The sequence below is a fragment of the Nocardia nepalensis genome (genome assembly GCF_048910785.1).
Lineage (GTDB): Bacteria > Actinomycetota > Actinomycetes > Mycobacteriales > Mycobacteriaceae > Nocardia > Nocardia nepalensis.
The window spans coordinates 46,352-70,662 of the sequence record NZ_JBKBET010000017.1 but is presented as its reverse complement, the minus strand read 5'-3'; the positions used below and the strand labels follow the sequence as shown (position 1 = coordinate 70,662).

Sequence of the window (24,311 nt, the reverse complement as noted above, 5' to 3'; positions counted from 1 at the left end):
CGGGAAGGAGCGACATGGCGATCGACGAGAAAGCCGTTGCCGCACTGGCGGATCGGAGGCTCGGCCCCGAGCACAAGGGTCTGCCGCCCGCGGCGTGGGGGCGCACGGTTCGGGAGTTCCTGGACGCCGCGCCGCACCTCGACGAGTTCGAGACACCGGTATTGACCGTCGATCGCGCCGCCGTCGCGGCGAATGTCGCGGTTATGGCCGATTGGGCGGCGGCCGCGGGCGTGCGCTTGGCGCCGCATGGCAAGACCACCATGGCGCCGCAGCTGTGGGCCCAGCAGTTGGCCGCCGGCAGCTGGGGCATCACCTTCGCCACCGTGTGGCAGGTGCAGGTGGCCCGTTCGTTCGGCGTCGGCCGGATCGTGCTCGCCAATCCGCTCGTCGATCCCGTCGGATTACGCTGGGTCGCAGAGGAATTGGCGCGCGATCCGGAGTTCGAGTTCGTCTGCTGGGTCGACAGCGTCGAGACGGTCACGCTGATGGACCAGCATCTGTCGGGTGATGTGCGCATTCGGGTGATCATCGAACTCGGTGGGCCGCAAGGACGTACGGGTGTGCGCACGGTCGAGCAGGCGCATGCCATTGCCGACGCGGTCGGCAAGGCGCAGCGGCTGATGCTGGCCGGAGTCGGCGGTTACGAGGGCGCGCTCGCCCACGACCGCGCACCGGACGGTATCGCCGCCGTCCGGAACTACCTGGATGAAATCGCCCGCCTGCACCGCGAACTCGCCGCGGCCGGATGTTATCCGGAGCGCGCGATCGTCACCGCGGGCGGCAGCGCCTACCCGGACCTGGTCGTCGAATGTCTGTCCGGACTCGCCGATGAGCAAGGCGCACAGGGCGTTCCGACAACCGTGGTGCTGCGCTCGGGGGCGTACATCATCCACGACGACGGCTTCTACGCGGGCATCTCGCCGCTGGCCGCGCCCCGCAGCGAGCGGCCGCTGCGTTCGGCGATGCACGGGTGGGCGCGCACCGTCTCACGACCGGAGGCGGAGCTCGCGCTGCTCGATGCGGGCAAGCGCGACCTTCCCTTCGATGAGGGGCTTCCGGTCCCGCAATTCGTTGCGGGACAGGAAGGTTCGCCGATTCCGGAGGCGCATGTCAGCGCGCTCAATGATCAGCACACCTTCCTGCGGCTGCCCGGCGGCGCGCCCACCGACGTGCCAGTCGGCAGCGTGGTGCGGCTCGGTCTCTCGCATCCGTGTACCGCCTTCGACAAGTGGCGGTTGATACCGGTCATCGATGATGCCGACGCCGAACGGCCGCGCGTCGTCGACCTGGTGCACACCTTCTTCTGACGAGCGGCCATGACGGACTTGGTGTTTCGCGATATCGAGGTCATCGACGGCACGGGAGCGCCGCGCTTTCGAGCCGATGTCGCCATCGATAGGGGACGGATCGCATCGATCGCCGAACCCCACACGATCACCGCGGCGGCGCGGTTCATCGATGCCGGGCCCGGTGCGGTGCTCGCTCCGGGCTTCATCGATATGCATGCGCACTCCGATCTGCATCTGCTCACCGATCCCGGTCATTTCCCGAAGATCAGCCAGGGCGTCACCACGGAGGTCATCGGACAGGACGGGCTCTCCTATGCCCCGATCGATGACGCCACCCTGTCGGTGCTGCGCCGTCAGATCGCCGGGTGGAATGGCAATCCCACCGAACTCGACTTCTCCTGGCGCACGGTCGCGGAGTACTTGGACCGTCTGGATCAGGGCATCACACCCAATGCCGCCTACCTTGTGCCGCAGGGCACGCTGCGGCTGCTCGTCGTCGGCAGCGAACAGCGCCCGGCGACCGTCGCCGAGATCCGTCGCATGCGGGAACTGCTCGCTCAGGGACTGCGCGAGGGTGCGGTCGGAATGTCGAGCGGGCTCACGTACACGCCCGGAATGTATGCCGACACAGCCGAATTGGCGGCATTATGTGAGGTGGTAGCCGAGTACGGCGGATTCTATGCGCCGCACACCCGCTCCTACGGCAAGGGGGCCTTGGCGGCGTACGCCGAGATGATCGACCTGGCTCGCAGCACCGGGTGCGCATTGCATCTCACCCACGCGACCATGAACTTCGGCGTGAACCGCGGGCGCGCACCGGAATTCCTCGCCTTGATCGATACCGCCAGGGCCGAGGGGTGCGATATCACCCTCGACACCTATCCGTATCTGCCCGGCTCGACGACACTTTCGGCGCTGCTGCCGAGCTGGGCCATGTCCGGCGGCCCGGACGCTGCGCTGACCCGCATCGACGATCCCACGATGCGTGCGCGAATAGCGTTGGACGTCAATGTGAATGGTTCCGACGGCTGCCACGGTGTCACCGTCGAATGGGAGACCATTCAGATCAGCGGCGTCGCCGACCCGGAGTTGGGGGAGTGCGTCGGCAAGACCATCGCCGAGATCGCGGTCGAGCGTGATCGCGCACCGGTCGAGGTGTTCTTCGAACTGCTGCGCCGAGATCAGTTGGCCACCACCATCCTGCAGCACGTCGGGCACGAGGAGAACGTGCGCGCGATCATGGTGCATCCGGGGCATATGGGCGGCAGTGACGCGTTGCTGGTCGGCGCTCGGCCGCATCCGCGCGCATGGGGGACCTTTCCGCGCTATCTGGGCCATTACGTGCGCGAACTCGGGGTGCTCGGGCTCGAGGAGTGTGTGCACCACCTCACGGGGCGGCCCGCCGAACGGCTGCGGCTGAGCGACCGTGGGCATGTATTCACCGGCTACGCCGCCGATCTCGTGCTGTTCGATCCGGCGACGATCACCGATACCGCGACCTTCGACAACCCCGAGCAGCAGGCCCGCGGGATTCAGCACGTACTGGTCAACGGTGAATTCGCCATCGAAAACGGCATGCCCACCGGGAAACTCGCCGGACGTGCGCTGCGGATGCATGCCTCGCGGAAGGAGACATATTGAACGGCTCTCGCAACGCCATGGAAGTCATTCGCGCCGACCGGGTGCTGAGCGTCGTGCGTGCGCCGGAGATTCCGGATCCGTCGGCGCTGGCGGATGCTTTGGCGCGCTCCGGAATTCGTACGTTGGAGCTCACCTTCACGACCCCGGGTGTGCTCGACCACCTGCGCACGGCCGCCGCGGCCGAGGGCGCTGTCGTCGGTGTCGGAACCGTGCTGCACGCCGATCAGGCCAAGGCCGCGATCGACAACGGGGCGCGGTTCCTGGTCACCCCCGGCGTGCGTGCCGAGGTCGCGGCGGTCGCGGCCGAGCGTGACATCCCGGTCGTCATGGGCGCTTTCACGCCCACAGAGGTACTCACCGCACTCGACCTCGGTGCCGCCGCGGTGAAGATCTTCCCCGCCAGGGCACTCGGTCCCGGCTATTTGAAAGACCTGCGCGGTCCGTTCCCCGATGTGGCGCTCATCCCCTCCGGGGGCGTCAACGCGGGCAATGCCGCCGAATTCCTCGCCAACGGAGCCGTGGCCGTGACCGCGGGCACCGATGTCGTGGCCCCATCCGATGTCGCCGCGGGCCGATGGTCCGAAATCGCCTCGCGCGCGGCGTCATTCGTTCGATCCATGAATTGAGAGGTACCCCATGGGCGCCACTGTCGATTGGCTGCGCACCACCACCCCCGGTTTGCTGGTGCTGTGCGGTCTCGCGATTGCTGTACTGCTGTTCGCCATTATCAAGGTCAAGCTGGAGCCGTTCATCGCGCTGCTGCTCACCGGACTCGGTCTGGCGCTGGCCGCCGGACTACCGGTGTCGAAGATCGTCGGTACCGCGATCAAGCCCGGTGATTCGCTGCTGGAGACCGGTTTCGGCGGCATTCTCGGGCATATCGCGGTCATCATCGGCCTCGGCACGGTGCTCGGCGCGATCCTCGAACGCTCCGGTGGCGCGGATGTGCTGACCGGCAAACTGCTGAGCATCTTCGGTGAGAAGGGCGCACCGGTCGCCATGGGTCTGCTCGGGCTCATCTTCGGCATCCCGGTCTTCTTCGATATCGGCATCTTCGTGCTCGCACCGCTGATCTACGTGGCCGCCGAGCGCGGTGGACGGTCACTGGTGCTGTACGCGATGCCGATGCTGGCCGGTCTGTCCATGACGCACGCATTCCTGCCGCCGCATCCCGGGCCGGTGGCGCTCGGTGGCCTGCTCGGGGTGAGCCTGGGCTGGCTGATCATCATGGGATTCGTCTGCGGCATACCGGGATTCATCGCCGCGGGCATCGTGTGGGGCAGCTATATCGGTAAGCGGGTGCAGGTGGAGGTGCCCGCCGAATTCCTGATACGGCCGCAGACGGCGGCGAAGGGCGAAGGTCCCGGTACCGCAACGGATCCCGCTTCGACCCGGACCGAGACCCGCCCGCCGTCGGTCGGTCTCATCGGCGCCATTATCGCGATTCCTTTGGTGCTCATCCTCGGCGCCACCTTCGGCACCCAATGGCTGGCCAAGGATTCGCGGCTGCTGCAGGTGCTCACCTTCCTCGGCACGCCCGCCGTGGCGCTGCTGATCGCCGTGCTCGTCGCCTTCTATCTGCTCGGCGTGCGGCGCGGTTCCAGCGTGCAGGAACTGAGCGCGTTGACGGCGGAATCGCTCAAGCCGGTCGGCATGCTGCTGCTGGTGGTAGGCGCGGGCGCGTTCTTCGGAAAGGTCATCTCCGCCACCGGAATCGGCACCGCGCTCGCCGACACCATGTCGGCCGCCGGGCTGCCGGTGATCGTGCTCGCCTACCTCATCAGCTGCGGTCTGCGCATCGCGCAGGGCTCGGCCACCGTCGCCATCGTCACCACCGGTGGCATCGTCGCACCGCTGGTCGCCGGGCACGGTTACTCACAGATGGCCATCGCGCTCATCGCCATGGCCATCGCGGCGGGCTCGATCATCCTCAGCCACGTGAACGACGGCGGCTTCTGGATCATCTCGAAGTACTTCAACCTGACGGTCAAGCAGACCCTGCAGACCTGGACGGTGCTCGAGACCGTGCTCTCCGTGGTGAGTTTCGCGGTCGCCGCCGTGCTGTTCGCGATCGTCGGCTGAGCCCGCCGATCCGTCGCTACATGTCGAAGTCGCGCAGTGCGGCTGTGCAGCGGTCGGCTTGGGCACGGATGGCCGCGACGAGTTCGGGCGGACCGCTGAGCAGCGTGAAGTCGATATCGGCCGAGGTGATCATCCAGACCAGTGCCTCCGGACTGTCCGCGCCCACATGTAGTTGGCAGCTGTGTTCGTCGACGGCCGCGAGGACGCCCATGCCGGGCCAGACATTCGCCGCGGCATCCTCGGCGGACTTGTGCAGCAGCGCAATTGCTTGATATGGCCAGGCTCGGGAGGACAGTCGCAGCGAAAGATGGGCCGCGACATCGCCTTCCGGGAGTTCGCGCGGAGTGAATCGCGGGCCGGTGGGGGTGCGGGGTCGCACGCGGTCCGCTCGGAACGTGCGCCAATCGCCGCGGTCGACATCCCAGGCGACGAGATACCAGCGCCTGCTGAAGTGCACGAGACTGTGCGGCTCCACCGAGCGGCGAGTGGTCGCGCCGCTGTGTGCGCGGTAGTCGAAGCGCAATCGCTCATGTCGTTGGCAGGCCTCCGCGATGGCCAGCAGCGTATCCGGTTCGACCGTCGCACCCGGCGTTGCGACGCGGACGGTCGCAGCGCGCAGCGTGCGCACCCGATGGCGCAGCCGCGGCGGCAGCACCTGTTCGAGTTTGGTCAGCGCGCGCACCGATGCCTCCTCGATGCCGGCCACGGTGCCGTCGGATGCGCTGCGCAATCCGACCGCCACCGCGACCGCCTCCTCGTCATCGAGCAGCAGCGGCGGCAGCGCGGCCCCGGCGCCGAGCCGATAGCCCGCGGCGCCCTGCGTGGCGTGCACGGGATAGCCGAGTTCACGCAGCCGATCCACATCGCGGCGGACCGTGCGCCCGGTGACGCCGAGCCGTTCGGCGAGTTCGGTCCCGGTCCAGTCGCGCCGGGTCTGCAGCAGCGCGAGCAGTCTGAGCAGCCGCGCGGAGGTCTCCAACACGAAAATCAGAATGGCACAAACTTAGGAACGATCCTGTCCTAAGTCCGTCATAACGTCGTTTTCATGAGCAATGAACAGGACATTCGCCCTTTCCGCATCGAGATCCCGCAGGCGCAGATCGACGATCTGCACGCTCGGCTGGCGAATACCTGGTGGCCGGACGAAATCCTCGGCGCCGGTTGGGATAAGGGCGCATCGATCCGGTATATGCAGGGCCTCGCCGAATACTGGCGCTGCGGATTCGACTGGCGTGCGGTCGAAGCGCGGCTGAATGAACTGCCGCATTTTGTCACCGATATCGACGGGCAGCAGGTGCATTTCCTGCACGTCCGCTCGCCCGAACCCGACGCCGTGCCGCTGGTATTGAGTCATGGCTGGCCCGGCACATTCATCGAATTCCTCGATGTGATCGGACCTTTGAGCGATCCGCGGGCGCACGGCGGTGATCCCGCCGATGCGTTCCATCTGGTGATCCCGTCGCTGCCCGGATTCGCGTTCTCGGAGGTCGGGCCGAAGAACGGGGACGGTTCGACCGAGCGATTCGCCCAGGTGGTCGCGAAGCTGATGGCGCGGCTCGGCTACGACCGATACGGGGCGCAGGGCGGCGACGCGGGCTTCTTCGTCTCGACCGAACTGGGACGGATCGCCACCGACCAGGTGTTCGGCATCCATGTGAACGGGCCGATCACACTGCCATCCTGGGGCGATGGCGAGTCCTCGGCCGCAACGGAACCGGAGTACAGCCCGCAGGATCAGGCGAGGCTGGACAGACTCACCGGCCGCGAGAGCCACACCCGGTACGGCTATGCGATGGTGCAGGCGGGTCGCCCGCAAACCCTGGCGATCGGTATGCACGATTCGCCCGCCGGGCTGCTGTCCTGGATCGTGGATATCTTCCAGCGCTGGACCAATCCCTCGCTCGAACTGCCCGATCAGGCGGTGGATCGGGACGCGCTGCTGACCAATGTCAGCCTGTATTGGTTCACCCGGACCTTCGTCACCTCGATCAGGCTGTACGGGGAGGGCGACTCGTGGGGGATGCCATTGCGAAATTCCGGCGTGCCGACGGCGGCGGCGGTATTCGCCGGTGACAACTCCATTCGCGCGATCGCCCAGCAGCAGCACAATATTGTGCGCTGGACCGAATACGACCGGGGCGGTCACTTCGCGGCCATGGAAGCACCGGACCTGCTGACCGACGATGTGCGCGCTTTCTTCCGCGCGCTGCGCTGACGTCTCACACCTTTCGTAGCGACGATCCGCTGCACTCAGCGTGAGTGTCGGTAACGCTCGGCCATCGCGAAGGCGGTCGCGGCGAGCCGGTCGCGGAGTTCGGGCGGATCGAGTACCTCGCACAATTCGCCCAGCGGGAGGATGGCGCTGGCCAGGACCTCGTAGGACTCCGACGGGATGGTCACTTCGACCCAACCATCGGCGTCGGGTGCGGTCGCCGAAGCCATTGCCTCGGCGACCGCGGCGGGCTCGTTCATCAACCGCAGCAGCCGCAGTTGCGAGGCCGCGATCCGGCAGCGCGCCCGCACCCGCAGCATGGAGCGCGCGAAATCGTCGGCCGACTCCGACCAGTGCGCGCCGAGATCGAAACCTTCTGGGCGCGTGAATGTTTCGCCGGTCTGCTCGGCGGACGCGATCCGGCCGACGCGATACGAACGCACGGCCGAGCCGTCGCGCGCGACGAGATACCAAGTCCCGGCCTTCAATACGAGGCCGAGCGGATCCAGTCGGCGTTCGACGGCGCGGTCCTTGCGCCGGTAACGGATATCGAGTCGACGGTCGTGCCACAGCGCATCGGCAACCGTTGCCAGCGTGGGTGTTTCGTCGGGGCGATGGAACCAGCCCGCCGCGTCCACATGAACGCGTTCCGCGATTCGCGTTGCCCGACCGCGCAATTCGGGCGGCAGTGCGGCGAGCACCTTGAGCTGCGCTGTCGCCAATACCGTGCCGAGGCCGAGATCGGCTGCTGCGGCGGGCTGTCCCGCGAGCAGGACCGCATCGGCCTCCTCGGTGGTGAGGCCGGTCAACCGCGTCCGGTACCCGTCGACCAACTGCACGCCGCCCGCGCGTCCCGGTTCGCTGTAGATCGGCACACCCGCCGCGGATAGCGCCTCGATATCGCGATAGACCGTGCGCACCGACACCTCCAGCTCGCGCGCCAGCTCGGGTCCGGTGGTCCGGCCGCGGGTCTGCAGCAGCAATAGCAGCTGGACCAGTCGACTCGCTCGCATGATTCGAGATTAGTCGTTAAACCTGACAGAAGATGTCACGTTTAAGCCGTACCGTCGGCCGCATGACCACATGGAGCAAGTTCACCGAAGAAGCGCCACGCATCGCCTCCGTATTCACTCGTCGGCACCGGGCCACCGGCAATCTCTGCATGCTCGGGACTCTGCGCTCCGACGGCTTTCCGCGCATCAGCCCCGTCGAACCGCGGATTTTCGAGGGGATGCTGGTGATCGCGGGCATGCCGAACACCACCAAGTTCAAGGACCTCGCTCGCGATCCGCGCTTCTGCCTGCACACCGCCACCGTCGACACCCAGGTCGGCGACGGTGACGCGAAGGTGTTCGGCACCGTCGTCGACCTCCCGGACAAGCAGGTGCACGCGCGCTTCGCCCAGCAGCTATTCGACGAAAGCGGATTCGATATCCGCGACCAGGAGTTCGACCACTTCTACGTCGCGGATCTGACCAGCGCCTCCACCGTCGAGGTCGTCGATGACCATCTGGACATCACCATTTGGAAGCCGGGGCAGGGGGAGCGCGTGGTGCGCAAGCATTGAGCCGCGCCGGTCAGTGGTCGTCGGTGGTGATCTTGCGGTCGCCGACAGGGTTGTCGCTTGGAACGTGTGCTTCGCCTCGATGGTGAAACGGAATGATCCGAGCGGCCGGGGCGTCCTCGATCAGTGCGGGGTGAGCTGGGTTGCGATCGAGGTCGGTACCGGGATGCCACGGCGGATCAGGTCGGCCGTGAAGCGTTGCACGAGTGGGTCATTCGGGGTAGCCGTCAGTGCCACGACCGCCCGGGTGAGTCGTGGTTCCAGGCTGGCTACCGCTCCGGTGAACGTGGCGGTCAGCGCGGTGGTCGGGACCAGTGCGATGCCGAGTCCGGCGGCCGCCAGCTGTGCCGCGGTGCTGGCATGGCGGGTGCGGGTCGCGGCGGTCAGGGTGATGCCCTGCTGGGCGGCGATCTCGTCGAGCCAGCTGCCGAGGCCGTTGTCGGGGTGATAGTGCACCATCGGCTGTTCGGCGATCTTCGCGAATGTCCATGTGGTGCTTGGTTGTTCGGTCGATCGCATGGCGGCGACGATCTCTTCCTCGCCGATGATGTCGAGATGTCCGTCCCAGTGCGTCGGCCGGGGACCGATCGCGATATCCGCTCGGCCCGATGCCGCCAGTTCGGCGAGAGCGTCGGCGCTCGACAGCTCCGTCAGTATGAGCTGAATGCCTGGGTACCGCCGATGCCAGGCGCGCAGGACCGGTGCCAGCAGTGCGGCGGTCATACTCTCCGCGCAGCCGATGCGCAGTTGTCCCTCGGTGCCCGCGGCGACGGCACGGCCGGTCGCGACGACACGCTCGGCTGCGGCGAGCGCGGCACGTGCGTCCGCGACGATCGCGCGACCGGCCGCGGTCGGTCGTACGCCGCGTGGGAGTCGTTCCACCACGGGCGTCCCGATCTCGCGCTCCAAGGCCGCGATCTGATGTGACAAGGCGGGCTGTGACATGTGCAGGCGCGTCGCGGCTTCGGTCACCGAACCGTAATCCAGCACGGCTACCAGGCATTCCAGTGCGCGCAACGTTGCCATTCACAGATTCTATCGGAATTATGGGAAAGATTCATATCGCGAAGGGATTGCCTCGGCGTCGCAGCACGTTCGATCTCGGTGCAGGACACACCAACTACCGAGGAGACACCTCATGTCAGATGCGATGAACGGCAAGAAACTGCTCGTGATCGGCGGCAGTTCGGGCATCGGCCGACAGATCGCCGCGGACGCTGCCGCCGGGGGAGCGACGGTGGTGCTCGCGGGTCGCGATCCGCAGGCGATCGACGCCGCTCGACTCGGCGGGCGAGTCCGAACCGCACGTGTCGACCTCGCCGACGAAGGTTCCATTCGCGATCTGGCCGAAGACGTCGGCGCACTGGACTACCTGGTTTCGGTCGCGGCGGCCCACGCCAATGGCCCAGTCGCACAACTGGATCGATCAGCCGTCACCCGCGCCTTCGACGCCAAGGTGATCGGTCCGATCCTCCTCGCCAAACACTTCGCACCCACCATCCGAACCGGAGGAGCGATCCTCCTGTTCTCCGGAGTCGCAGCCTGGCGACCCGCACCTGGCCGCGCGGTCATGGCCACCACCAACGGCGCCGTCAGCTTCCTCGCCGAAGCCCTCGCAGTCGAACTGGCACCCATTCGCGTCAACGCCCTCTCCCCGGGCATCGTCGACTCCGGCGCATGGGACGGACTGGGCCCCGACAAGAACCAATTCCTCGCGAATATCGCCGCCACCAACCCCGCCCGCCGAGTCGGCCACCCATCCGACATCTCCGCCGCCGCCCTCCTAGCCCTGACCAACCCCTTCCTGACCGGCACCACCCTGCACATCGACGGCGGAGGTCGCCTCGCATGAACCGCATCTCCCTCGACATCCAACCCACGAACCCCAACGCCAGAACCATCGAAGACCGGCACTTCGAAGACCACCCTCGCGCATCGGAAGCGGTATCTGTTCTATTGATGATCCCGTTGGGGCGGTGTCAATTTGGTGATGCTTCGAACATGAGCTGGTGGTCGCCGATGCGGATTCGGTCGCCGTCGGCGAGGGCCGCGCTGCCGCGGATGCGTTGGTTGTGTAGGTGCACGCCGTTGGCGGAGCGCAGGTCGCAGACTATGTAGCTGGTACCGGTGTCGACTATGACGGCGTGGTGGCGGCTGATGGCGGCATCGTCGAGCACGATGTCGTTGTCGGGCAGACGACCTATCTTGGTGGCGGCGGATCGGAGCGGATAGTCGCTGCCGGTGGTGATATCACGCAGGTGTGCGGTGGTCGAGCCGCCATGGCCGGCGCTCCGGTTCTCCAACGTCTTCATATGGAGCGAGGCGGTGGTCATCGCGGCCTGTATGACATCGAGCGGTTGTTGACGCAGGATCCGCGTCTCCAGATCACGGATGTTGGGTCCAGGATCGATGCCGAGATCGTGCTCGAGAACGGCGCGTAGACGTCGGCAGGCGTCGAGGGCGTCGGCCTGCCGGTGGGTCAGATACAGCGCGGTGATGAGCTGCGCCCACAGCGGTTCCCGATAGGGGTACTCGGCGGTGAGCGTCTGCAGTTCCGCGATGACCTCGTGGGGGCGTCCGCACGCGATTTCGGCTTCGGCGTGCGCGGTGTGGGTGAGCAGCTTGTCTTCGTCCAACGCCGTAGCGAACGTCGTCACGAACTGGAACTCGTGCAGGTCGGCCAGCACCGGACCGTGCCATTCGTTCAGGGCCGCGGTCAGGTGTCGGCTGGCCTGCTCGAACTGCCCGACGGCCGCAGCCTTGACGCCAGCGGTCTTCGCGGCGGTGAACCGGGCCAGGTCGTAGTCGGCGTCGGCGACGGCGAGCCGGTAGCCGGGCGCAGCGGTCGCGAGTGCGGCCCGTGGGTCGACACCATGGTCGGCAAAAATCTTCCGGAGGTCGGAAATGTAGGAATGGATGCTGGCACGCGCCTTGGGCGGCGGACAGTCTTCCCACGCGGCGTTGGTGAGGGCGTCGATTGCGACCGGCCGGTTCCGGTTGAGCACCAACATCGCGACCACCGCGCGCAGTTTCGGGGTGCCCAGCTCCACCGTGCTGTCGCCGATACTCAACTGCAAGGGCCCCAACACGCGAAAGCTCACACCGGCGTCGGCCATCGCGTTCGACTCCTTCAGGTGTATCGATGTGCCCACCTCACTTGATTATGCGAGCCGGGCACGCGCTTTCCCAGCGTCCCGCCCGAAACTGCGTGACGGCTGGCCCTGGGTGTTAACCGCGGCTGGTTCAGTCCGCTTTCGCGGGCGGGATCTGTACGGTCGCGCACTGGCTGGTGCCGCAGCCGCAGGTCCGGTCACCCGTGGCTCGCCCGGGTTGCGGGGCCGGTACCGGGCCGGCCCCGCGCTTACGGGTGGGTCAGGCGGTCAGGAGTTTCTGGTATTGCGGGCAGTAGGTGTCGACCGAGGCGACGACGAAGACCGCGGCTTGGCGGGTGGTGAGGTCGGTCTTTTGAAGGATGTCGTTGCTGACGGCGACCGGGGTTTGGCCGCCTGCAATGGCGCGGCAGACTTGATGGGCGTCGCCGATCGCGGCCGCGGGCGAGGTGAATCCGATGCCCTCTTGCTGGATCAGGTTCAGGAATCGGGTGTCACCGGTGCTGCTGGGGGCGCTGGGAGCGGCAGTGGCGGTCGCGGCGACGGCGACGCCGCCGATGCCGGCGGTGGCGGCGATCAGGGCGCCGGCGATCGTACGGGACAGGCGGTGTCCGAACATGGCTGTGTCTCCTTGTGCTGGTCGGTATGCCGGTTTGGCGAGACCAGAGTCGAGCCGCAGCCTGGACGAATCCTGGACGAATCCTGGAAGAATCCTCGACCTCCCGGTTGAGCCGCGCACGAGTCAGGGGCTCGACGCCGATTCGGCCGACGAGAGCCGACCTGGCTGGGAGTCAGGGGTATCGGATGGCCGGCCGGTCACCGACCAGCTCGCAATGAATGCCGCTGATCGGTGGGGTGGCGAATGCCCACTACAGGTTCGTGAAAGGCAAGCCCCGGAGCCCGGAATTGCCGATACCGACAACGATCCGACGTATCGAAGGCACCAGCTCCGCACCAACCCTGACCTGGCCGGATGGAGCTGCTCCAGCCGGATTCACCCATCGTCGAGGTCGTGCCACGGTGCTACCGTAGATATTTAGGCCGAGTTCATCGGGGCTTCCGTTTTTTGTGGAGGGCTGCCGTGAATAGCGACGATATCAACGGCACCAGTCGAGTTTCGGCTGGTTTGGCGGTCATCGTTGGGCTCGAAGATTCCCCTACCGCCGGGCTCGCTGACACCGACTTCTTGTGCGGGCGGCGCATGAGAATTGACGGGCCCTCACGATGAGCGCCGAGAGCGAATCCCGACTGGGAACGCGGTTCGGGCGGTATCAGGTGTTGCGGCTGATCGGTCGGGGCGGAATGGGTGAGGTGTATGAAGCCTACGACACCGTCAAAGACCGCAACGTCGCGCTGAAACTGTTGCCGGAGGCGCTGGGCGCCGACCCCGCGTATCGAGAGCGGTTCCGGCGCGAGTCCCACGGCGCGGCCCGGCTCAGCAATCCGCATGTGGTGCCGATCCACGACTGGGGTGAGGTCGATGGCCGCCTCTACATAGATATGCGGCTCATCGACGGTCCGGATCTGCGGAAGTTGCTGACCAGTTACGGGCCGATGTCGCCGGCGCGAGCGGTTTCCATCGTGCAGCAGGTGGCGTCCGCGCTGGATGCCGCCCACGCCGATCATCGGGTGCATCGCGACGTCAAACCCGAAAACATCCTGATCACTCGTGACAATATGACCGGCGACGATTTCGCCTACCTCGTCGACTTCGGTCTGGCGACGACCCCTACCGATCCCCGGCTGACCGACACGGGTCACGCCATCGGCACGTTCACCTACATGGCGCCCGAACGGTTCGAGAATGTCGAGGTGACCAACCGCGCCGACGTGTACTCGCTGGGCTGCGTGTTGCATGAATGCTTGACCGGCGGGCGGCCGTACCACGCCGATTCGTTCGCCGGGCTGATCCGGGCCCTGATGTTGGAGCCCCCGCCGAAGCCCTCCGCGGTTCGTCCCGGGCTATCGCCTGGATTCGATGCGGTCGTCGCGCGCGGGATGGCCCGCGATCCAGCCGACCGCTACCCGAGCGCCGGCGACCTGGCCTTGGCCGCGGCCGCCGTGTTGACCGAGCCCGAGCGCGCCCACCTGGCCACAATGGCTCAGGAGGTTCCGTCCGAGCATCACGAGGCAATGCCGACCAAGGCGCCGGAAGAACATCGCAGCGACCCCGGCGTGCAGCACCCAGTTGGTCAATCGCCCGTAGCTCCCCCCACAATCCGATATCCCGTGCCGGGCGTCCCGACCGGGCCGCCGAATCTGGGCGGCGCGTCTCCGCAGGGCGGCACGCCATGGCTGCCCTCGGCCGCAAGTCAGGCCGCGGCAGGATCGGTCTGGCCCCAGCCCTATCAGGCGCCGTCTCCGCCCGTTCCGTGGCTCGGCCCACCCGGACCGCAGACGTTCGCGGGCCCCCAGCCTGCCGGCCCTCGATGGAAGGTGCGAGCGCTGATCGCGCTCGGCTCGGTGGCCGGCATCGCAGCACTCGCATTGGGCGGATGGGGGCTCTACTCTGCCATCAACCGGCCAACTCCGACTTCCACGATCCCCGCAGCGCCCCCGGTGTCGATACCGGCCACCACATCATCATCAGTGCCTTCGTCACCAGCGCCTTCGTCCGCGCAGTTCACCTCCGCCGAAAATAAGCTCCTTCAACTGCTGCCGCAGGGCTATAGCACCAGCAATTGCCGGTCGGGCAAAGGCGAGGCCGGCAGCGTGGCCGCCCTGTACTGCGATGCGAATCCCACCGGCACACCGAACGTCGGCGGAACGCCGGCAGCCCACTTCTACCTGTATCCGAACCTTGCCGCTCTCAACGACGCGTACCGCAGCGCCACCCGAGGCGCGGTCGTCCCCTGCCCCGACGGCGACCTCGATCGCCCGACCAAGGCGACCCACAACGGTCAGCTCATCTACACCGGCAATCTCGCCTGCGTTCGCAGTACCGGCAGCGCACTACCGGTACCGACGCTGGACTGGACGGACGAACGCGACCTCGTCTTGGCCGCCGCCTTCGCCGGCGACTCCACCGGCGCGGTCCCACTGTTCGACTGGTGGAAGAACTACGGCGTCATCGGTGGGAGTTGACCCCTCCCACCCCTAGTTGGCCGAGGCGAGGTCGTCGCGTCGCCGTCGCAGGAAGGTCTGTTCGGCCGTGTTGTCGGTATGGGCGATGGCGGTGTCGTAGGCGCGGATCGCCTCGGTGTTGCGACCGAGTCGGCGTAGCAGATCGGCGCGGATCGCGTGGTACAGATGGTGATTCGGGAGGTCGATGTCGTCGAGTAGCGCGAGTGCTGCATCCGGTCCCGCCACCTCGGCGACCGCCACTGTTCGGTTCAGGGCCACCACCGGACTCGATGCCACGGTGGTCAATTGGTCGTAGAGACGTAGGATCTGTTGCCAGTCAGTGGATTTCGCGTCCGGGGCGTCCGCGTGTACCGCGTTGATCGCCGCTTGGATCTGATACGGGCCGGGTTGGTTGCGGCGCAGGCACTCTCGGACGAGTGCATGGCCCTCTGCGATGAGGGCGCGATCCCAGCGGTGACGATCTTGGTCCGGCAGTGGTACGAGCGATCCATCCGGCGCGGTGCGGGCAGTCCGACGCGATTCGGTGAGCAACATCAGCGCGAGCAGCCCGCGCGCCTCCGGCTCATCGGGCATCAGCTCGATGAGTAAGCGCCCCAAGCGGATTGCCTCGCTACACAGGTCGGCCCGCACGAGGCGATCGCCCGAAGTGGCCGTGTGACCTTCGGTGAAGATGAGGTAGAGGACGGCGAGGACCGCGCGGAGCCGGGCGGGTAGGTCCGCATCGCGGGGGACCCGGTACGGAATGCGCGCGTCGCGGATCTTGCCCTTGGCTCGGACGAGGCGCTGAGCCATCGTCGACTCGGAAGTGAGGAAGGCGTGGGCGATTTCGGGGGTGGTCAGCCCGCCGAGCAGTCGCAAGGTGAGCGCGACCTGTGCGTTGAGCGACAGGGCGGGATGACAGCAGGTGAAGATCAGTCGGAGCCGATCATCCTGCACCGCACCGCAATCGGGTGATTCGTCGTCGGCGTGCAGGAGGGCGGCCTCGGCATGCCGATCCTGCCGCGTCGCCTCCCGGCGCAGTCGATCGATGGCGCGATTGCGGGCCGTGGTGATGATCCAGCCCGGTGGGCTCGGCGGCAGTCCATCCGACGGCCAGCGCTGCACCGCGGCGGTAAAGGCATCCTGCACCGCGTCTTCGGCGACGGTGATATCGCCGAAGACGCGGATCAGGCTGGCGACCGCGCGACCGTAATGTTCGGTGAAGACGTGCTCGATCTCGGCCGGGGTGACCTCAGCCATCGACGAGGGGGCGGATCTCGATCGGAAGGGTCACCACCGCCGCCACCTTGCGACCCCATTCGAGTGCTTCATCGAGATCCGCCGCCCGGATGACGGTGAATCCGCCGATGTGCTCCTTGCTTTCGACGTACGGCCCATCGGTGATGAGCACGTCGTCGGCGCTGGCACGCAGCACGGTGGCGGTGCTCGGCGGATGCAGTCCAGCGGCGAAAACCCATGCGCCCGCGGCCCGCATCTCGTCGTTGACGGCTTCCAGGTCGCGCATGATCTCGTCGAGATTGTCCGGCGGCGCGACGTCGTCGGGCTGGTAGATGCTGAGCAGGTACTGCTTCATCGCTTCTCCTCATCCCGCTGATAGGTGGCGATCACCACGCCGGTGGTGGTCGTGACGCTGTCGACGAGTCGCAATTCGCCGAGGTCGACCCCGTCGAACAGCCGCTGGCCGCCGCCGACCACGATCGGGTGGATCAGCAGCAGAAACTCGTCGACCAGATCATGGCGCATCAGCGATCGCAGCAGGTCGCCGCTGCCGAGCACCACGAGATCCTGGCCCAGCTCGGCCACCGCGGGGACGGCGTCGGCAAGCAGCGTGGAGTTCTGCCAGGGCAGCGGCTCGGTCAGCGTCCGGGACGCGACGAACTTCTCGGTCTTGTTCAGCACCTCGGTGTACGGGTTGTCGGTCTGATGCGGCCAGAAGCCGTAGAAGTCCGCATAGGTGCGCCGCCCCAACAGCAGCGCTCCGTGGTGGGTCGCCATATGTTCGCCCATCACCCTGGCCTGCACGGGATCGTCATGGCGATGCGCCCAGCCGCCGTGCCGGAAACCGTCCCTGACGTCCTCGTCGGTCCGGCCGGGGGCCTGCATGACGCCGTCCAGCGTGACGTGCTCGACCGCGATGATCTTGCTCATGAGGCAGTCCTTCCTGTTGCTGGCCGGTCCGCTACCGGCTTCACCTCCTACACGAGCGGCTACCCGCTGAATCGACATCGCGGTCAGAAATTTTTCGGCGGTTTATTACGACCCGGTGATCGCCTGGATTTCGCGATAGCTGGGAATGCCGGAACGAACGGCCCCGCCGTCGCGCACCGCCCGCGCTACATCCACGATCCCGGCCAATGCCGCGCGATACAGCAGCGATCCCGTGCTGATGCGCCGCACACCCAAGGCCGCGAGTTCCGCGATCGACGGCCCGGCGACCGAGTACAGCATGTTGACCGGCAGCGGCACCGCCGCGACGATCCGGCCGATCTGATCCGGATCGGTCACGCCGGGCACGAAAACCCCATCGGCACCGGCCTGCACATATTCCTCGGCGCGGGACAGAGTCGAATCCTGTTGCAGCCGTAGCCAATATGTATCGACCCTGGCATTGACGAACAACTCGGGCGCGCGCGACTTGATCGCGGCGATCAATTCCGCCTGCTGCCCGGGCTCGGCCAGCGCCGTATCCGCCCGCCCATCCTCGAGATTCACCCCGGCGATGCCCAAACGGGCCAGCTGCGCTACATATTCGGCAACCTTGCCAGGATCCTCGCTGAACCCACCCTCGATATCGACGGTGACCGGCACCGGCAGCCGTGCGAGTCTCGTTGCCAGCGCAAGTGTTTCATCGCGCGTGACACCGGCGCCATCGGTGAGACCGGCCGCCACCGCGACACCCAGACTGGTCGTGCCGATCGCCGCGAACCCCTCCGCGGCCAGCACGGCGGCCGACCCGAAGTCCCAGGCATTGGGCAGCACCAGCGGCCCCGCCCCGTGGTGCAGGTCGTGAAAAGCCTTCGTCTTGTTCACAGGACTGTTCATGTCGCGACGCTATCCCGCCGACGTTTCGGTGGTCGCCGAAACAACCCGGCGCGATCATGGGGTGGTGCACACCCGAGGAGCCGAACTGGCCGGACTGGCCACCCTGCTGGCCGACCGCACCCGCGCCGATATGTGCCTGGCCCTGGTCGACGGCCGTGCCTGGACGGCCGGGGAGCTGGCGCGCCATGCCGGAGTCGCGCCGTCCACCGCGACCGAGCATCTGAACCGGCTGCTCGACGGCGGCCTGCTCGTCGAACGCCGTCAGGGCAGGCACCGCTATGTGCAGTTGGCGAGCCCACAGGTGGCCGAACTGCTGGAGACCATGGTCACCCACCTGGAGCCGAGGCATCCCGAGGTGACCAACCTGCGCACATCCACCGCCGCCGCGGCCCTGGCTCGCGGCCGAACCTGCTACGACCACCTCGCGGGCCGACTCGGCGTCGCGATCACCGACGCGATGATCGAACGCGACCTGCTCGACGACGAGGGCGGCTTCGCCCTGACCGAGGCGGGTTCGGCGTGGCTCACCGGGCCGATGGGCATCGAGGTGGCGGCACTGCACGCGACGCGTCGTCCTGTCGCGCGCCCGTGTCTGGACTGGACCGAACGCCGCACCCATCTCGGCGGAGCGGCCGGAGCGCAGCTGTGCCGCAGGTTGCAGGCACTGGATTGGGTGCGGCGCGTCGGATCCGGCCGTGCTGTCCGCCTCACCCCGACGGGTGAAGCCGGCCTGTGTGAGGCGCTGGGTATAGATCCCGCAACGGTCGCCTGACGCTGAGCGAAGGCTTCGCCGCACGTAGCCTGGAGACCGAGGTCCGGCGGGCGATGCGGTACCCCGTTCATGAATGGGCTTGCATAATCGTGCATAATCATCACATGGTTGATTCGTCGGGCAACCCTGTCTTGCGGGTTGCGGTGGCCGGTGCGAGTGGATACGCCGGCGGTGAGGTGCTGCGCCTATTGCTGGGCCATCCGGCCTACCGCGACGGACGCCTCGTCATCGGGGCGCTCACCGCGGGGTCGAATGCGGGCACCGCGCTGGGGGAGCTCCAGCCGCATCTGCTGCCGCTCGCCGATCGTGTGCTCGCGCCGACCACGGTCGAGGAGCTGGCGGGTCACGACATCGTCTTCCTCGGCCTGCCGCACGGGCAGTCCGCCGCCATCGCCGAGCAGCTGCCGGAATCCACGGTGATCATCGACTGCGGCGCCGATTTCCGGCTGACCGACGCGTCGGCCTGGGAGAAGTACTACGGCAGCGCCCACGCGGGCAGCTGGCCGTACGGGCTGCCGGAACTGCCCGGCGGGCGGGATCAACTGCGTGGCGCCCGCCGGATCGCCGTGCCCGGCTGCTATCCCACGGTCGCCAGCCTCGCGCTGGCACCGGCGATCGCGGCCGGAATCATCGAGCCGAACGTGAATGTGGTCGCGGTGAGCGGTACTTCGGGCGCGGGCCGCAAACTCGATATCGGCCTGCTCGGCTCGGAGGTGATGGGTTCGGCCCGGGCCTACGGCATCGCGGGCGCGCACCGGCACACCCCGGAGATCGCGCAGAACCTGAAGGCCGCCGGTGGCACCGAGGTCGCCGTATCGTTCACCCCGGTTTTGGCGCCGATGCCGCGGGGCATTCTCGCGACGTGCACCGCCCCGACCCGAGTCGATGCCGAGCAGGCGCGCGCCGTCTATGAAAAGGCCTACGCCGAAGAACCATTCGTGCACCTGCTGCCGGAAGGCACACTGCCGCAGACGGGTTCGGTGCTCGGCTCCAACGCCGTCACTCTGCAGGTCGCGGTGGATACCGACGCCGGACTGCTCGTGGTGATCGGCGCGATCGACAACCTGACCAAGGGCACCGCGGGCGCCGCGGTGCAATCCATGAATCTGGCCGTCGGATTCGACGAGACCGCAGGACTTTCCACCGTAGGAGTGGCACCGTGACGACCATCGACACCACGGCTGGCAAGCTGGTCCGGACCCAGGGCGTGACCGCACCGCTCGGTTTCCGGGCGGCGGGTATCGCCGCGGGCATCAAGGCCAGTGGAAAACCCGATCTGGCACTGGTATTCAACGAGGGTCCGGAGTACGCGGCCGCGGGCGTCTTCACCCGCAACCAGGTGAAGGCCGCACCGGTGCTGTGGTCGCAGCAGGTGCTGACCGGCGGCCGCCTGCGCGCGGTGATTCTGAATTCCGGTGGGGCCAATGCCTGTACGGGTCCCGGCGGCTTCCAGGACACTCACCAGACCGCCGAGGAATTGGCCAAGGCGCTGAGCAATTGGGGCACCGAGACCGGTGCGGGCGAAATCGCGGTCTGCTCAACCGGTTTGATCGGCGACCGGCTGCCGATGGACAAGGTGATCCCGGCCGTCACCGAGATCGTGCACGAGATGGGCGGCGGCCTGTCCGGCGGTCTCGATGCGGCACACGCGATCATGACCACCGACACCGTGCCCAAGGAATCGGCCTTCCATCACCGCGACAAATGGAATGTCGGGGGCATGGCCAAGGGAGCTGGCATGCTCGCGCCCTCGCTGGCGACCATGCTGGTGGTGCTCACCACCGACGCGGTCGCCAGCGCCGAACAGTTGGATCGCGCGCTGCGCAACGCGACCCGGCTCACCTTCGACCGGCTCGACGTCGACGGCTCCTGCTCCACCAACGACACCGTGCTGTTGCTCGCCAACGGCGCCAGCGAGGTCACACCGTCGCAGGAGGAACTGGACGCGGCCGTGCTCGCGGTCTGCGACGATCTGGCCGCACAGTTGATGGCCGATGCCGAGGGTGTGACCAAGCGGGTGCTGATCACCGTCGCCGGTGCGGTATCCGAGGACGAGGCGCTGATCGCGGCGCGCGCCGTCGCCCGCGACAGCCTGGTCAAGACCGCGCTCTTCGGTTCCGACCCGAACTGGGGCCGGGTGCTCGCCGCCGTCGGCATCGCCCCGATCACCCTGGACCCGAATCGGATCTCGGTGTCATTCAACGGAAATCCGGTCTGCGTCGACGGTGTCGGGGCACCGGGCGCGCGCGAGGTCGATCTGTCCGGCGCCGATATCGAGGTGCGGATCGAACTGAATATCGGTGCCGGCACGGCCACCGTGCGCACCACCGATCTGTCGCACGGCTATGTCGAAGAGAATTCGGCCTACAGCTCATGACAAGCGATGCGGTGCAGGAACTTTCGGCATTGGACAAGGCGCACGTCCTGGCCGACGCGCTGCCCTGGCTGCAGAAGTTCCGCGACAAGATCGTGGTCGTCAAGTACGGCGGCAACGCGATGATCGACGCGGACCTCAAACAGGCCTTCGCGGCCGATATGGCATTCCTGCGCACCGTCGGCGTGCATCCGGTGGTGGTGCACGGCGGCGGACCGCAGATCAGCGCGATGCTGAAAAAGCTCGGTCTGCAAGGTGAATTCCGCGGCGGCTTCCGCGTCACCACACCCGAGGTGATGGATGTGGTGCGGATGGTGCTTTTCGGTCAGGTCGGCCGGGAGTTGGTCGGGCTGATCAACGCGCACGGTCCGTACGCGGTCGGCATCTCCGGTGAGGACGCGCGGCTGTTCACCGCGACCCGGCGCACCGTCGATGTCGACGGCGAGGCGACCGATATCGGTCTGGTCGGCGATGTCACCGAGGTGAACGCCGACGCGGTGCTCGACCTCATCGACGCCGGACGCATTCCGGTGGTCTCGACCATCGCCCCGGACGCCGACGGTGTGGTGCACAACATCAATGCCGACACCGCCGCAGCCGCACTCGCCGAGGGCATCGGCGCGGAGAAACTGGTGATTTTGACCGACGTCGAGGGCCTGTACACCAACTGGCCGGACCGCTCATCGCTCACCTCACGCATCGACGCGGCCGAGTTGGCCGAGTTGCTCCCGCGTCTGGATGCGGGCATGGTGCCCAAGATGGAAGCCTGCCTGCGCGCCGTGCAGGGCGGGGTGCCGACCGCGCATGTCATCGACGGTCGGGTCCCGCATTCGGTGCTGTTGGAACTGTTCACCGGAGAAGGAATCGGAACGATGGTGACGCCCGCCCCGCTCCCCACGAGCGCGGCGGACACACTGAACGGAACGAAATGATGAGCGAGACAGCAGAATTGCAACAGCGGTGGTCCGCCGCGATGATGAAGAACTACGGGACGCCCAAGGTCGCGCTGGTGCGCGGCGCGGGCGCGGTGGTCTACGACGCGGACGGCAAGCGCTACCTCGACTTTCTCGGCGGCATCGCGGTCAATAGCCTCGGCCACGCCCATCCGGCGATTCTGGAGGCGGTCACCCAGCAGCTCGGCACGCTGGGGCACACCTCGAATATCTACGCCAACCAGCCGGTCATCGAACTGGCCGAGCGCTTGCTCGCGCACTTCGGCGACGGTGAATTCGGGGACGGGCACGGCCGCGCGTTCTTCTGCAACTCCGGCACCGAGGCCAATGAGGCGGCGTTCAAGATGGCGCGGCTGACCGGGCGGCGCAAGATCATCGCGACCGACGAGGCCTTCCATGGCCGGACCATGGGCGCGCTCGCGCTCACCGGCCAGCCCGCCAAGCGCACGCCGTTCGAGCCGATGCCGCCCGGTGTCGTGCACGTGCCCTACGGCGACGCCGCGGCGCTCGAGGCGGTTGTGGATGAGGACACCGCGGCGGTATTCCTCGAACCCATCATGGGGGAGAGCGGCGTTGTCGTGCCGCCCATCGACTATCTGGTGAAGGCGCGCGAGATCACCGCGCGCCATGGTGCGCTGCTGGTGCTCGACGAGGTACAGACCGGTATCGGCCGGTGCGGAAAGTTCTACGCGCACCAGGCATTCGGCATTGTGCCGGATGTGATCACCCTGGCGAAGGGGCTCGGCGGCGGGCTGCCGATCGGTGCGGTGCTGGCCACCGGACCGGCCGCCGACCTGCTGACCCCCGGCCTGCACGGCACCACATTCGGTGGCAATGCCGTTTGTGCCGCGGCGGCTTTGGCCGTGCTGCGGACGATTGATGAGACCGGTCTGCTCGCCCACGTCGAATCCGTCGGCAAGCGGCTCAGCGATGGCATCGAACTGCTCGAGCATCCGCTGATCGATCACGTGCGCGGCGCCGGTCTGCTGCTCGGCATCGTGCTCACCGATGACCTTTCGGCCGAGGTGGAGAGTCGCGCCCGGGAGGCGGGCTATCTGGTGAATGCGCCCAAGCCCAATATCATCAGGCTCGCGCCGCCATTGGTGCTCACCGAGACCCAGTCCGATAATTTCGTCAGTGATCTGCCCGAGATCCTCGAAGGTGCGATCGCGGACGCCAAGGGGGCGAAATGAGTACAGCATTGCGCAGCGATTCGATGAAGGGTGACGGCCGGGAGACGGGTGGGCAGGTCCGCCACTTCCTGCGCGACGACGATGTCACGCCCGCCGAGCAGGCCGAAATCCTCGCGCTCGCAGCCGAATTGAAGAAGGATCCGTTCGCGCACCGGCCGCTGGCCGGGCCGCGCGGGGTCGGGGTGATCTTCGAGAAGAACTCCACCCGCACGCGGTTCTCCTTCGAAATGGGCATCGCTCAGCTCGGCGGACACGCCGTGGTGGTCGACGGCCGCGACACCCAGCTCGGCCGCGAGGAAACCCTCGGCGACACCGGCAAGGTGCTCTCGCGCTACGTCGACGCGATCGTCTGGCGGACCTTCGAACAGGTGCGTCTGGACGAAATGGCCGCCACCGCGACGGTTCCGGTCGTGAATGCGCTGTCCAACGAGTTCCACCCCTGCCAGGTGCTCGCCGACCTGCAGACCCTTATCGAGCGCAAGGGCAACCTGACCGGCCGCAATCTCACCTACTTCGGTGACGGCGCGAACAATATGGCGCACTCGCTGCTGCTCGGCGGCGTGACCGCGGGCTTGAATGTAACCATCGCCGCGCCAACGGGTTTCGAGCCGCTGCCGTGGATTCTGGAGGCCGCACGCAAGCGGGCCGCCGAGACGGGTGCGACCATCACGCTCACCGGCGATCCGGTCGCCGCGGCGGCGGGTGCGGACGCTCTGGTGACCGACACCTGGACCTCGATGGGGCAGGAGAACGACGGCCTCGACCGCGTCGGCCCATTCCGTCCGTTCCAGCTCAATGACGATCTGCTCGCCAAGGCGCAGCCGGATGTCGTTGTGCTGCATTGCCTTCCGGCCCATCGTGGCGAAGAGATCACCGACGACGTGCTCGACGGACCGCATAGTGTGGTGTGGGACGAGGCGGAGAACCGGCTGCATGCGCAGAAGGCGCTGCTGGTGTGGCTGTTGGCCAGGCGAGGTGATGTGCGGTGAGCGGCA

23 protein-coding genes are annotated in these 24,311 nt (G+C 67.1%); 14 read left to right on the top strand and 9 right to left on the bottom strand.

Annotated elements, in window-relative coordinates:
• Positions 1-14 precede the first annotated feature (14 nt).
• From ACHQ4I_RS09820 to ACHQ4I_RS09805, 4 genes are read left to right on the top strand one after another with little or no spacing between them, the layout of a single operon-like run.
• Positions 15-1,307, top strand: a complete 1,293-nt coding sequence (locus ACHQ4I_RS09820; RefSeq protein ID WP_420771370.1) for a type III PLP-dependent enzyme domain-containing protein — start codon at positions 15-17, stop codon at positions 1,305-1,307.
• 9 nt (positions 1,308-1,316) lie between these two features.
• Positions 1,317-2,930 carry an N-acyl-D-amino-acid deacylase family protein gene (locus ACHQ4I_RS09815; RefSeq protein ID WP_420771369.1) on the top strand — a complete coding sequence of 538 codons (1,614 nt, stop codon included), beginning with the start codon at positions 1,317-1,319 and terminating at the stop codon, positions 2,928-2,930.
• Between the two features lie 17 nt (positions 2,931-2,947).
• A complete protein-coding gene (locus ACHQ4I_RS09810) occupies positions 2,948-3,556 on the top strand; it encodes a bifunctional 4-hydroxy-2-oxoglutarate aldolase/2-dehydro-3-deoxy-phosphogluconate aldolase (protein WP_420771493.1) in 609 nt (202 codons plus the stop codon).
• A 10-nt stretch (positions 3,557-3,566) separates the two neighbouring features.
• Positions 3,567-5,012 (top strand): GntP family permease, encoded by a 1,446-nt coding sequence (locus tag ACHQ4I_RS09805; protein ID WP_420771368.1) that lies wholly within the window; start codon positions 3,567-3,569, stop codon positions 5,010-5,012.
• Positions 5,013-5,028: 16 nt separating this feature from the next.
• Here the strand turns inward: ACHQ4I_RS09805 and ACHQ4I_RS09800 are convergent, their stop codons facing one another.
• A complete protein-coding gene (locus ACHQ4I_RS09800; RefSeq protein WP_420771367.1) occupies positions 5,029-5,994 on the bottom strand; it encodes a helix-turn-helix transcriptional regulator in 966 nt (321 codons plus the stop codon).
• Positions 5,995-6,057: 63 nt separating this feature from the next.
• Here ACHQ4I_RS09800 and ACHQ4I_RS09795 point away from each other — a divergent pair, with 63 nt between their 5' ends.
• Positions 6,058-7,227 (top strand): epoxide hydrolase family protein, encoded by a 1,170-nt coding sequence (locus ACHQ4I_RS09795; protein ID WP_420771366.1) that lies wholly within the window; start codon positions 6,058-6,060, stop codon positions 7,225-7,227.
• A 35-nt stretch (positions 7,228-7,262) separates the two neighbouring features.
• Here the strand turns inward: ACHQ4I_RS09795 and ACHQ4I_RS09790 are convergent, their stop codons facing one another.
• Positions 7,263-8,237, bottom strand: a complete 975-nt coding sequence (locus ACHQ4I_RS09790; RefSeq protein WP_420771365.1) for a helix-turn-helix transcriptional regulator — start codon at positions 8,235-8,237, stop codon at positions 7,263-7,265.
• A gap of 62 nt (positions 8,238-8,299) precedes the next feature.
• Between ACHQ4I_RS09790 and ACHQ4I_RS09785 the strand changes: the two genes are divergently transcribed.
• Positions 8,300-8,791, top strand: a complete 492-nt coding sequence (locus tag ACHQ4I_RS09785; protein WP_420771364.1) for a pyridoxamine 5'-phosphate oxidase family protein — start codon at positions 8,300-8,302, stop codon at positions 8,789-8,791.
• Between the two features lie 120 nt (positions 8,792-8,911).
• Here ACHQ4I_RS09785 and ACHQ4I_RS09780 read toward each other — a convergent pair whose 3' ends face one another.
• Entirely contained in the window at positions 8,912-9,814 is a 903-nt protein-coding gene (locus ACHQ4I_RS09780) for a LysR family transcriptional regulator (RefSeq protein ID WP_420771363.1), read from the bottom strand.
• A gap of 112 nt (positions 9,815-9,926) precedes the next feature.
• On the opposite strand from ACHQ4I_RS09780, the gene ACHQ4I_RS09775 reads away from it, so the two are divergent.
• Complete coding sequence (locus tag ACHQ4I_RS09775) at positions 9,927-10,640, top strand: SDR family oxidoreductase (protein WP_420771362.1); 714 nt, start codon at positions 9,927-9,929, stop codon at positions 10,638-10,640.
• A gap of 127 nt (positions 10,641-10,767) precedes the next feature.
• Here ACHQ4I_RS09775 and ACHQ4I_RS09770 read toward each other — a convergent pair whose 3' ends face one another.
• Both ACHQ4I_RS09770 and ACHQ4I_RS09765 read right to left on the bottom strand, forming a co-directional pair.
• Positions 10,768-11,904, bottom strand: coding sequence for a BTAD domain-containing putative transcriptional regulator (locus tag ACHQ4I_RS09770; protein WP_420771361.1), 1,137 nt, complete (start codon positions 11,902-11,904; stop codon positions 10,768-10,770).
• A 256-nt stretch (positions 11,905-12,160) separates the two neighbouring features.
• On the bottom strand, positions 12,161-12,517 hold the full coding sequence (locus ACHQ4I_RS09765) for a DUF732 domain-containing protein (protein ID WP_420771360.1): 357 nt from the start codon (positions 12,515-12,517) through the stop codon (positions 12,161-12,163).
• A gap of 605 nt (positions 12,518-13,122) precedes the next feature.
• Here ACHQ4I_RS09765 and ACHQ4I_RS09760 point away from each other — a divergent pair.
• Positions 13,123-14,982 carry a serine/threonine-protein kinase gene (locus ACHQ4I_RS09760; RefSeq protein WP_420771359.1) on the top strand — a complete coding sequence of 620 codons (1,860 nt, stop codon included), beginning with the start codon at positions 13,123-13,125 and terminating at the stop codon, positions 14,980-14,982.
• 12 nt (positions 14,983-14,994) lie between these two features.
• Here ACHQ4I_RS09760 and ACHQ4I_RS09755 read toward each other — a convergent pair whose 3' ends face one another.
• From ACHQ4I_RS09755 to ACHQ4I_RS09740, 4 genes are all read right to left on the bottom strand, one after another.
• The gene (locus tag ACHQ4I_RS09755; protein WP_420771358.1) at positions 14,995-16,221 is read right to left on the bottom strand and encodes an RNA polymerase sigma factor; all 1,227 of its coding nucleotides are present in this window, start codon (positions 16,219-16,221) and stop codon (positions 14,995-14,997) included.
• Positions 16,214-16,555, bottom strand: a complete 342-nt coding sequence (locus ACHQ4I_RS09750; RefSeq protein ID WP_420771357.1) for a YciI family protein — start codon at positions 16,553-16,555, stop codon at positions 16,214-16,216. The genes ACHQ4I_RS09755 and ACHQ4I_RS09750 overlap by 8 nt, the downstream gene beginning before the upstream one ends.
• Positions 16,552-17,130, bottom strand: a complete 579-nt coding sequence (locus ACHQ4I_RS09745) for a dihydrofolate reductase family protein (RefSeq protein WP_420771356.1) — start codon at positions 17,128-17,130, stop codon at positions 16,552-16,554. The genes ACHQ4I_RS09750 and ACHQ4I_RS09745 overlap by 4 nt, the downstream gene beginning before the upstream one ends.
• 105 nt (positions 17,131-17,235) lie before the next feature.
• Positions 17,236-18,024: an isocitrate lyase/PEP mutase family protein gene (locus ACHQ4I_RS09740; protein ID WP_420771355.1), complete on the bottom strand. Its 789-nt coding sequence runs from the start codon at positions 18,022-18,024 to the stop codon at positions 17,236-17,238.
• On the opposite strand from ACHQ4I_RS09740, the gene ACHQ4I_RS09735 reads away from it, so the two are divergent.
• The 6 genes from ACHQ4I_RS09735 (at position 18,023) to argF (ending at position 24,305) form a co-directional block, all read left to right on the top strand.
• On the top strand, positions 18,023-18,796 hold the full coding sequence (locus ACHQ4I_RS09735; RefSeq protein WP_420771354.1) for an ArsR/SmtB family transcription factor: 774 nt from the start codon (positions 18,023-18,025) through the stop codon (positions 18,794-18,796). The genes ACHQ4I_RS09740 and ACHQ4I_RS09735 overlap by 2 nt on opposite strands.
• 104 nt (positions 18,797-18,900) lie before the next feature.
• The gene (gene argC, locus ACHQ4I_RS09730) at positions 18,901-19,959 is read left to right on the top strand and encodes an N-acetyl-gamma-glutamyl-phosphate reductase (protein ID WP_420771353.1); all 1,059 of its coding nucleotides are present in this window, start codon (positions 18,901-18,903) and stop codon (positions 19,957-19,959) included.
• Positions 19,956-21,173: a bifunctional glutamate N-acetyltransferase/amino-acid acetyltransferase ArgJ gene (argJ, locus tag ACHQ4I_RS09725; protein WP_420771352.1), complete on the top strand. Its 1,218-nt coding sequence runs from the start codon at positions 19,956-19,958 to the stop codon at positions 21,171-21,173. The genes argC and argJ overlap by 4 nt, the downstream gene beginning before the upstream one ends.
• On the top strand, positions 21,170-22,102 hold the full coding sequence (argB, locus tag ACHQ4I_RS09720) for an acetylglutamate kinase (protein ID WP_420771351.1): 933 nt from the start codon (positions 21,170-21,172) through the stop codon (positions 22,100-22,102). The genes argJ and argB overlap by 4 nt, the downstream gene beginning before the upstream one ends.
• Positions 22,102-23,316 carry an acetylornithine transaminase gene (locus tag ACHQ4I_RS09715; protein WP_420771350.1) on the top strand — a complete coding sequence of 405 codons (1,215 nt, stop codon included), beginning with the start codon at positions 22,102-22,104 and terminating at the stop codon, positions 23,314-23,316. Before argB ends, ACHQ4I_RS09715 begins: the two co-directional genes overlap by 1 nt.
• On the top strand, positions 23,313-24,305 hold the full coding sequence (argF, locus tag ACHQ4I_RS09710) for an ornithine carbamoyltransferase (RefSeq protein ID WP_420771349.1): 993 nt from the start codon (positions 23,313-23,315) through the stop codon (positions 24,303-24,305). Before ACHQ4I_RS09715 ends, argF begins: the two co-directional genes overlap by 4 nt.
• The last annotated feature ends 6 nt before the right edge of the window (positions 24,306-24,311 follow it).

Coding starts and splice junctions, on each gene's coding strand:
- ACHQ4I_RS09820 (WP_420771370.1), top strand. CDS start 15: ATGGCGATCGACGAGAAAGCCGTTGCCGCACTGGCGGATCGGAGGCTC.
- ACHQ4I_RS09815 (WP_420771369.1), top strand. CDS start 1,317: ATGACGGACTTGGTGTTTCGCGATATCGAGGTCATCGACGGCACGGGA.
- ACHQ4I_RS09810 (WP_420771493.1), top strand. CDS start 2,948: ATGGAAGTCATTCGCGCCGACCGGGTGCTGAGCGTCGTGCGTGCGCCG.
- ACHQ4I_RS09805 (WP_420771368.1), top strand. CDS start 3,567: ATGGGCGCCACTGTCGATTGGCTGCGCACCACCACCCCCGGTTTGCTG.
- ACHQ4I_RS09795 (WP_420771366.1), top strand. CDS start 6,058: ATGAGCAATGAACAGGACATTCGCCCTTTCCGCATCGAGATCCCGCAG.
- ACHQ4I_RS09790 (WP_420771365.1), bottom strand. CDS start 8,237: ATGCGAGCGAGTCGACTGGTCCAGCTGCTATTGCTGCTGCAGACCCGC.
- ACHQ4I_RS09785 (WP_420771364.1), top strand. CDS start 8,300: ATGACCACATGGAGCAAGTTCACCGAAGAAGCGCCACGCATCGCCTCC.
- ACHQ4I_RS09780 (WP_420771363.1), bottom strand. CDS start 9,814: ATGGCAACGTTGCGCGCACTGGAATGCCTGGTAGCCGTGCTGGATTAC.
- ACHQ4I_RS09775 (WP_420771362.1), top strand. CDS start 9,927: ATGTCAGATGCGATGAACGGCAAGAAACTGCTCGTGATCGGCGGCAGT.
- ACHQ4I_RS09770 (WP_420771361.1), bottom strand. CDS start 11,904: ATGGCCGACGCCGGTGTGAGCTTTCGCGTGTTGGGGCCCTTGCAGTTG.
- ACHQ4I_RS09765 (WP_420771360.1), bottom strand. CDS start 12,517: ATGTTCGGACACCGCCTGTCCCGTACGATCGCCGGCGCCCTGATCGCC.
- ACHQ4I_RS09760 (WP_420771359.1), top strand. CDS start 13,123: ATGAGCGCCGAGAGCGAATCCCGACTGGGAACGCGGTTCGGGCGGTAT.
- ACHQ4I_RS09755 (WP_420771358.1), bottom strand. CDS start 16,221: ATGGCTGAGGTCACCCCGGCCGAGATCGAGCACGTCTTCACCGAACAT.
- ACHQ4I_RS09750 (WP_420771357.1), bottom strand. CDS start 16,555: ATGAAGCAGTACCTGCTCAGCATCTACCAGCCCGACGACGTCGCGCCG.
- ACHQ4I_RS09745 (WP_420771356.1), bottom strand. CDS start 17,130: ATGAGCAAGATCATCGCGGTCGAGCACGTCACGCTGGACGGCGTCATG.
- ACHQ4I_RS09735 (WP_420771354.1), top strand. CDS start 18,023: ATGTCGCGACGCTATCCCGCCGACGTTTCGGTGGTCGCCGAAACAACC.
- ACHQ4I_RS09740 (WP_420771355.1), bottom strand. CDS start 18,024: ATGAACAGTCCTGTGAACAAGACGAAGGCTTTTCACGACCTGCACCAC.
- argC (WP_420771353.1), top strand. CDS start 18,901: ATGGTTGATTCGTCGGGCAACCCTGTCTTGCGGGTTGCGGTGGCCGGT.
- argB (WP_420771351.1), top strand. CDS start 21,170: ATGACAAGCGATGCGGTGCAGGAACTTTCGGCATTGGACAAGGCGCAC.
- ACHQ4I_RS09715 (WP_420771350.1), top strand. CDS start 22,102: ATGAGCGAGACAGCAGAATTGCAACAGCGGTGGTCCGCCGCGATGATG.
- argF (WP_420771349.1), top strand. CDS start 23,313: ATGAGTACAGCATTGCGCAGCGATTCGATGAAGGGTGACGGCCGGGAG.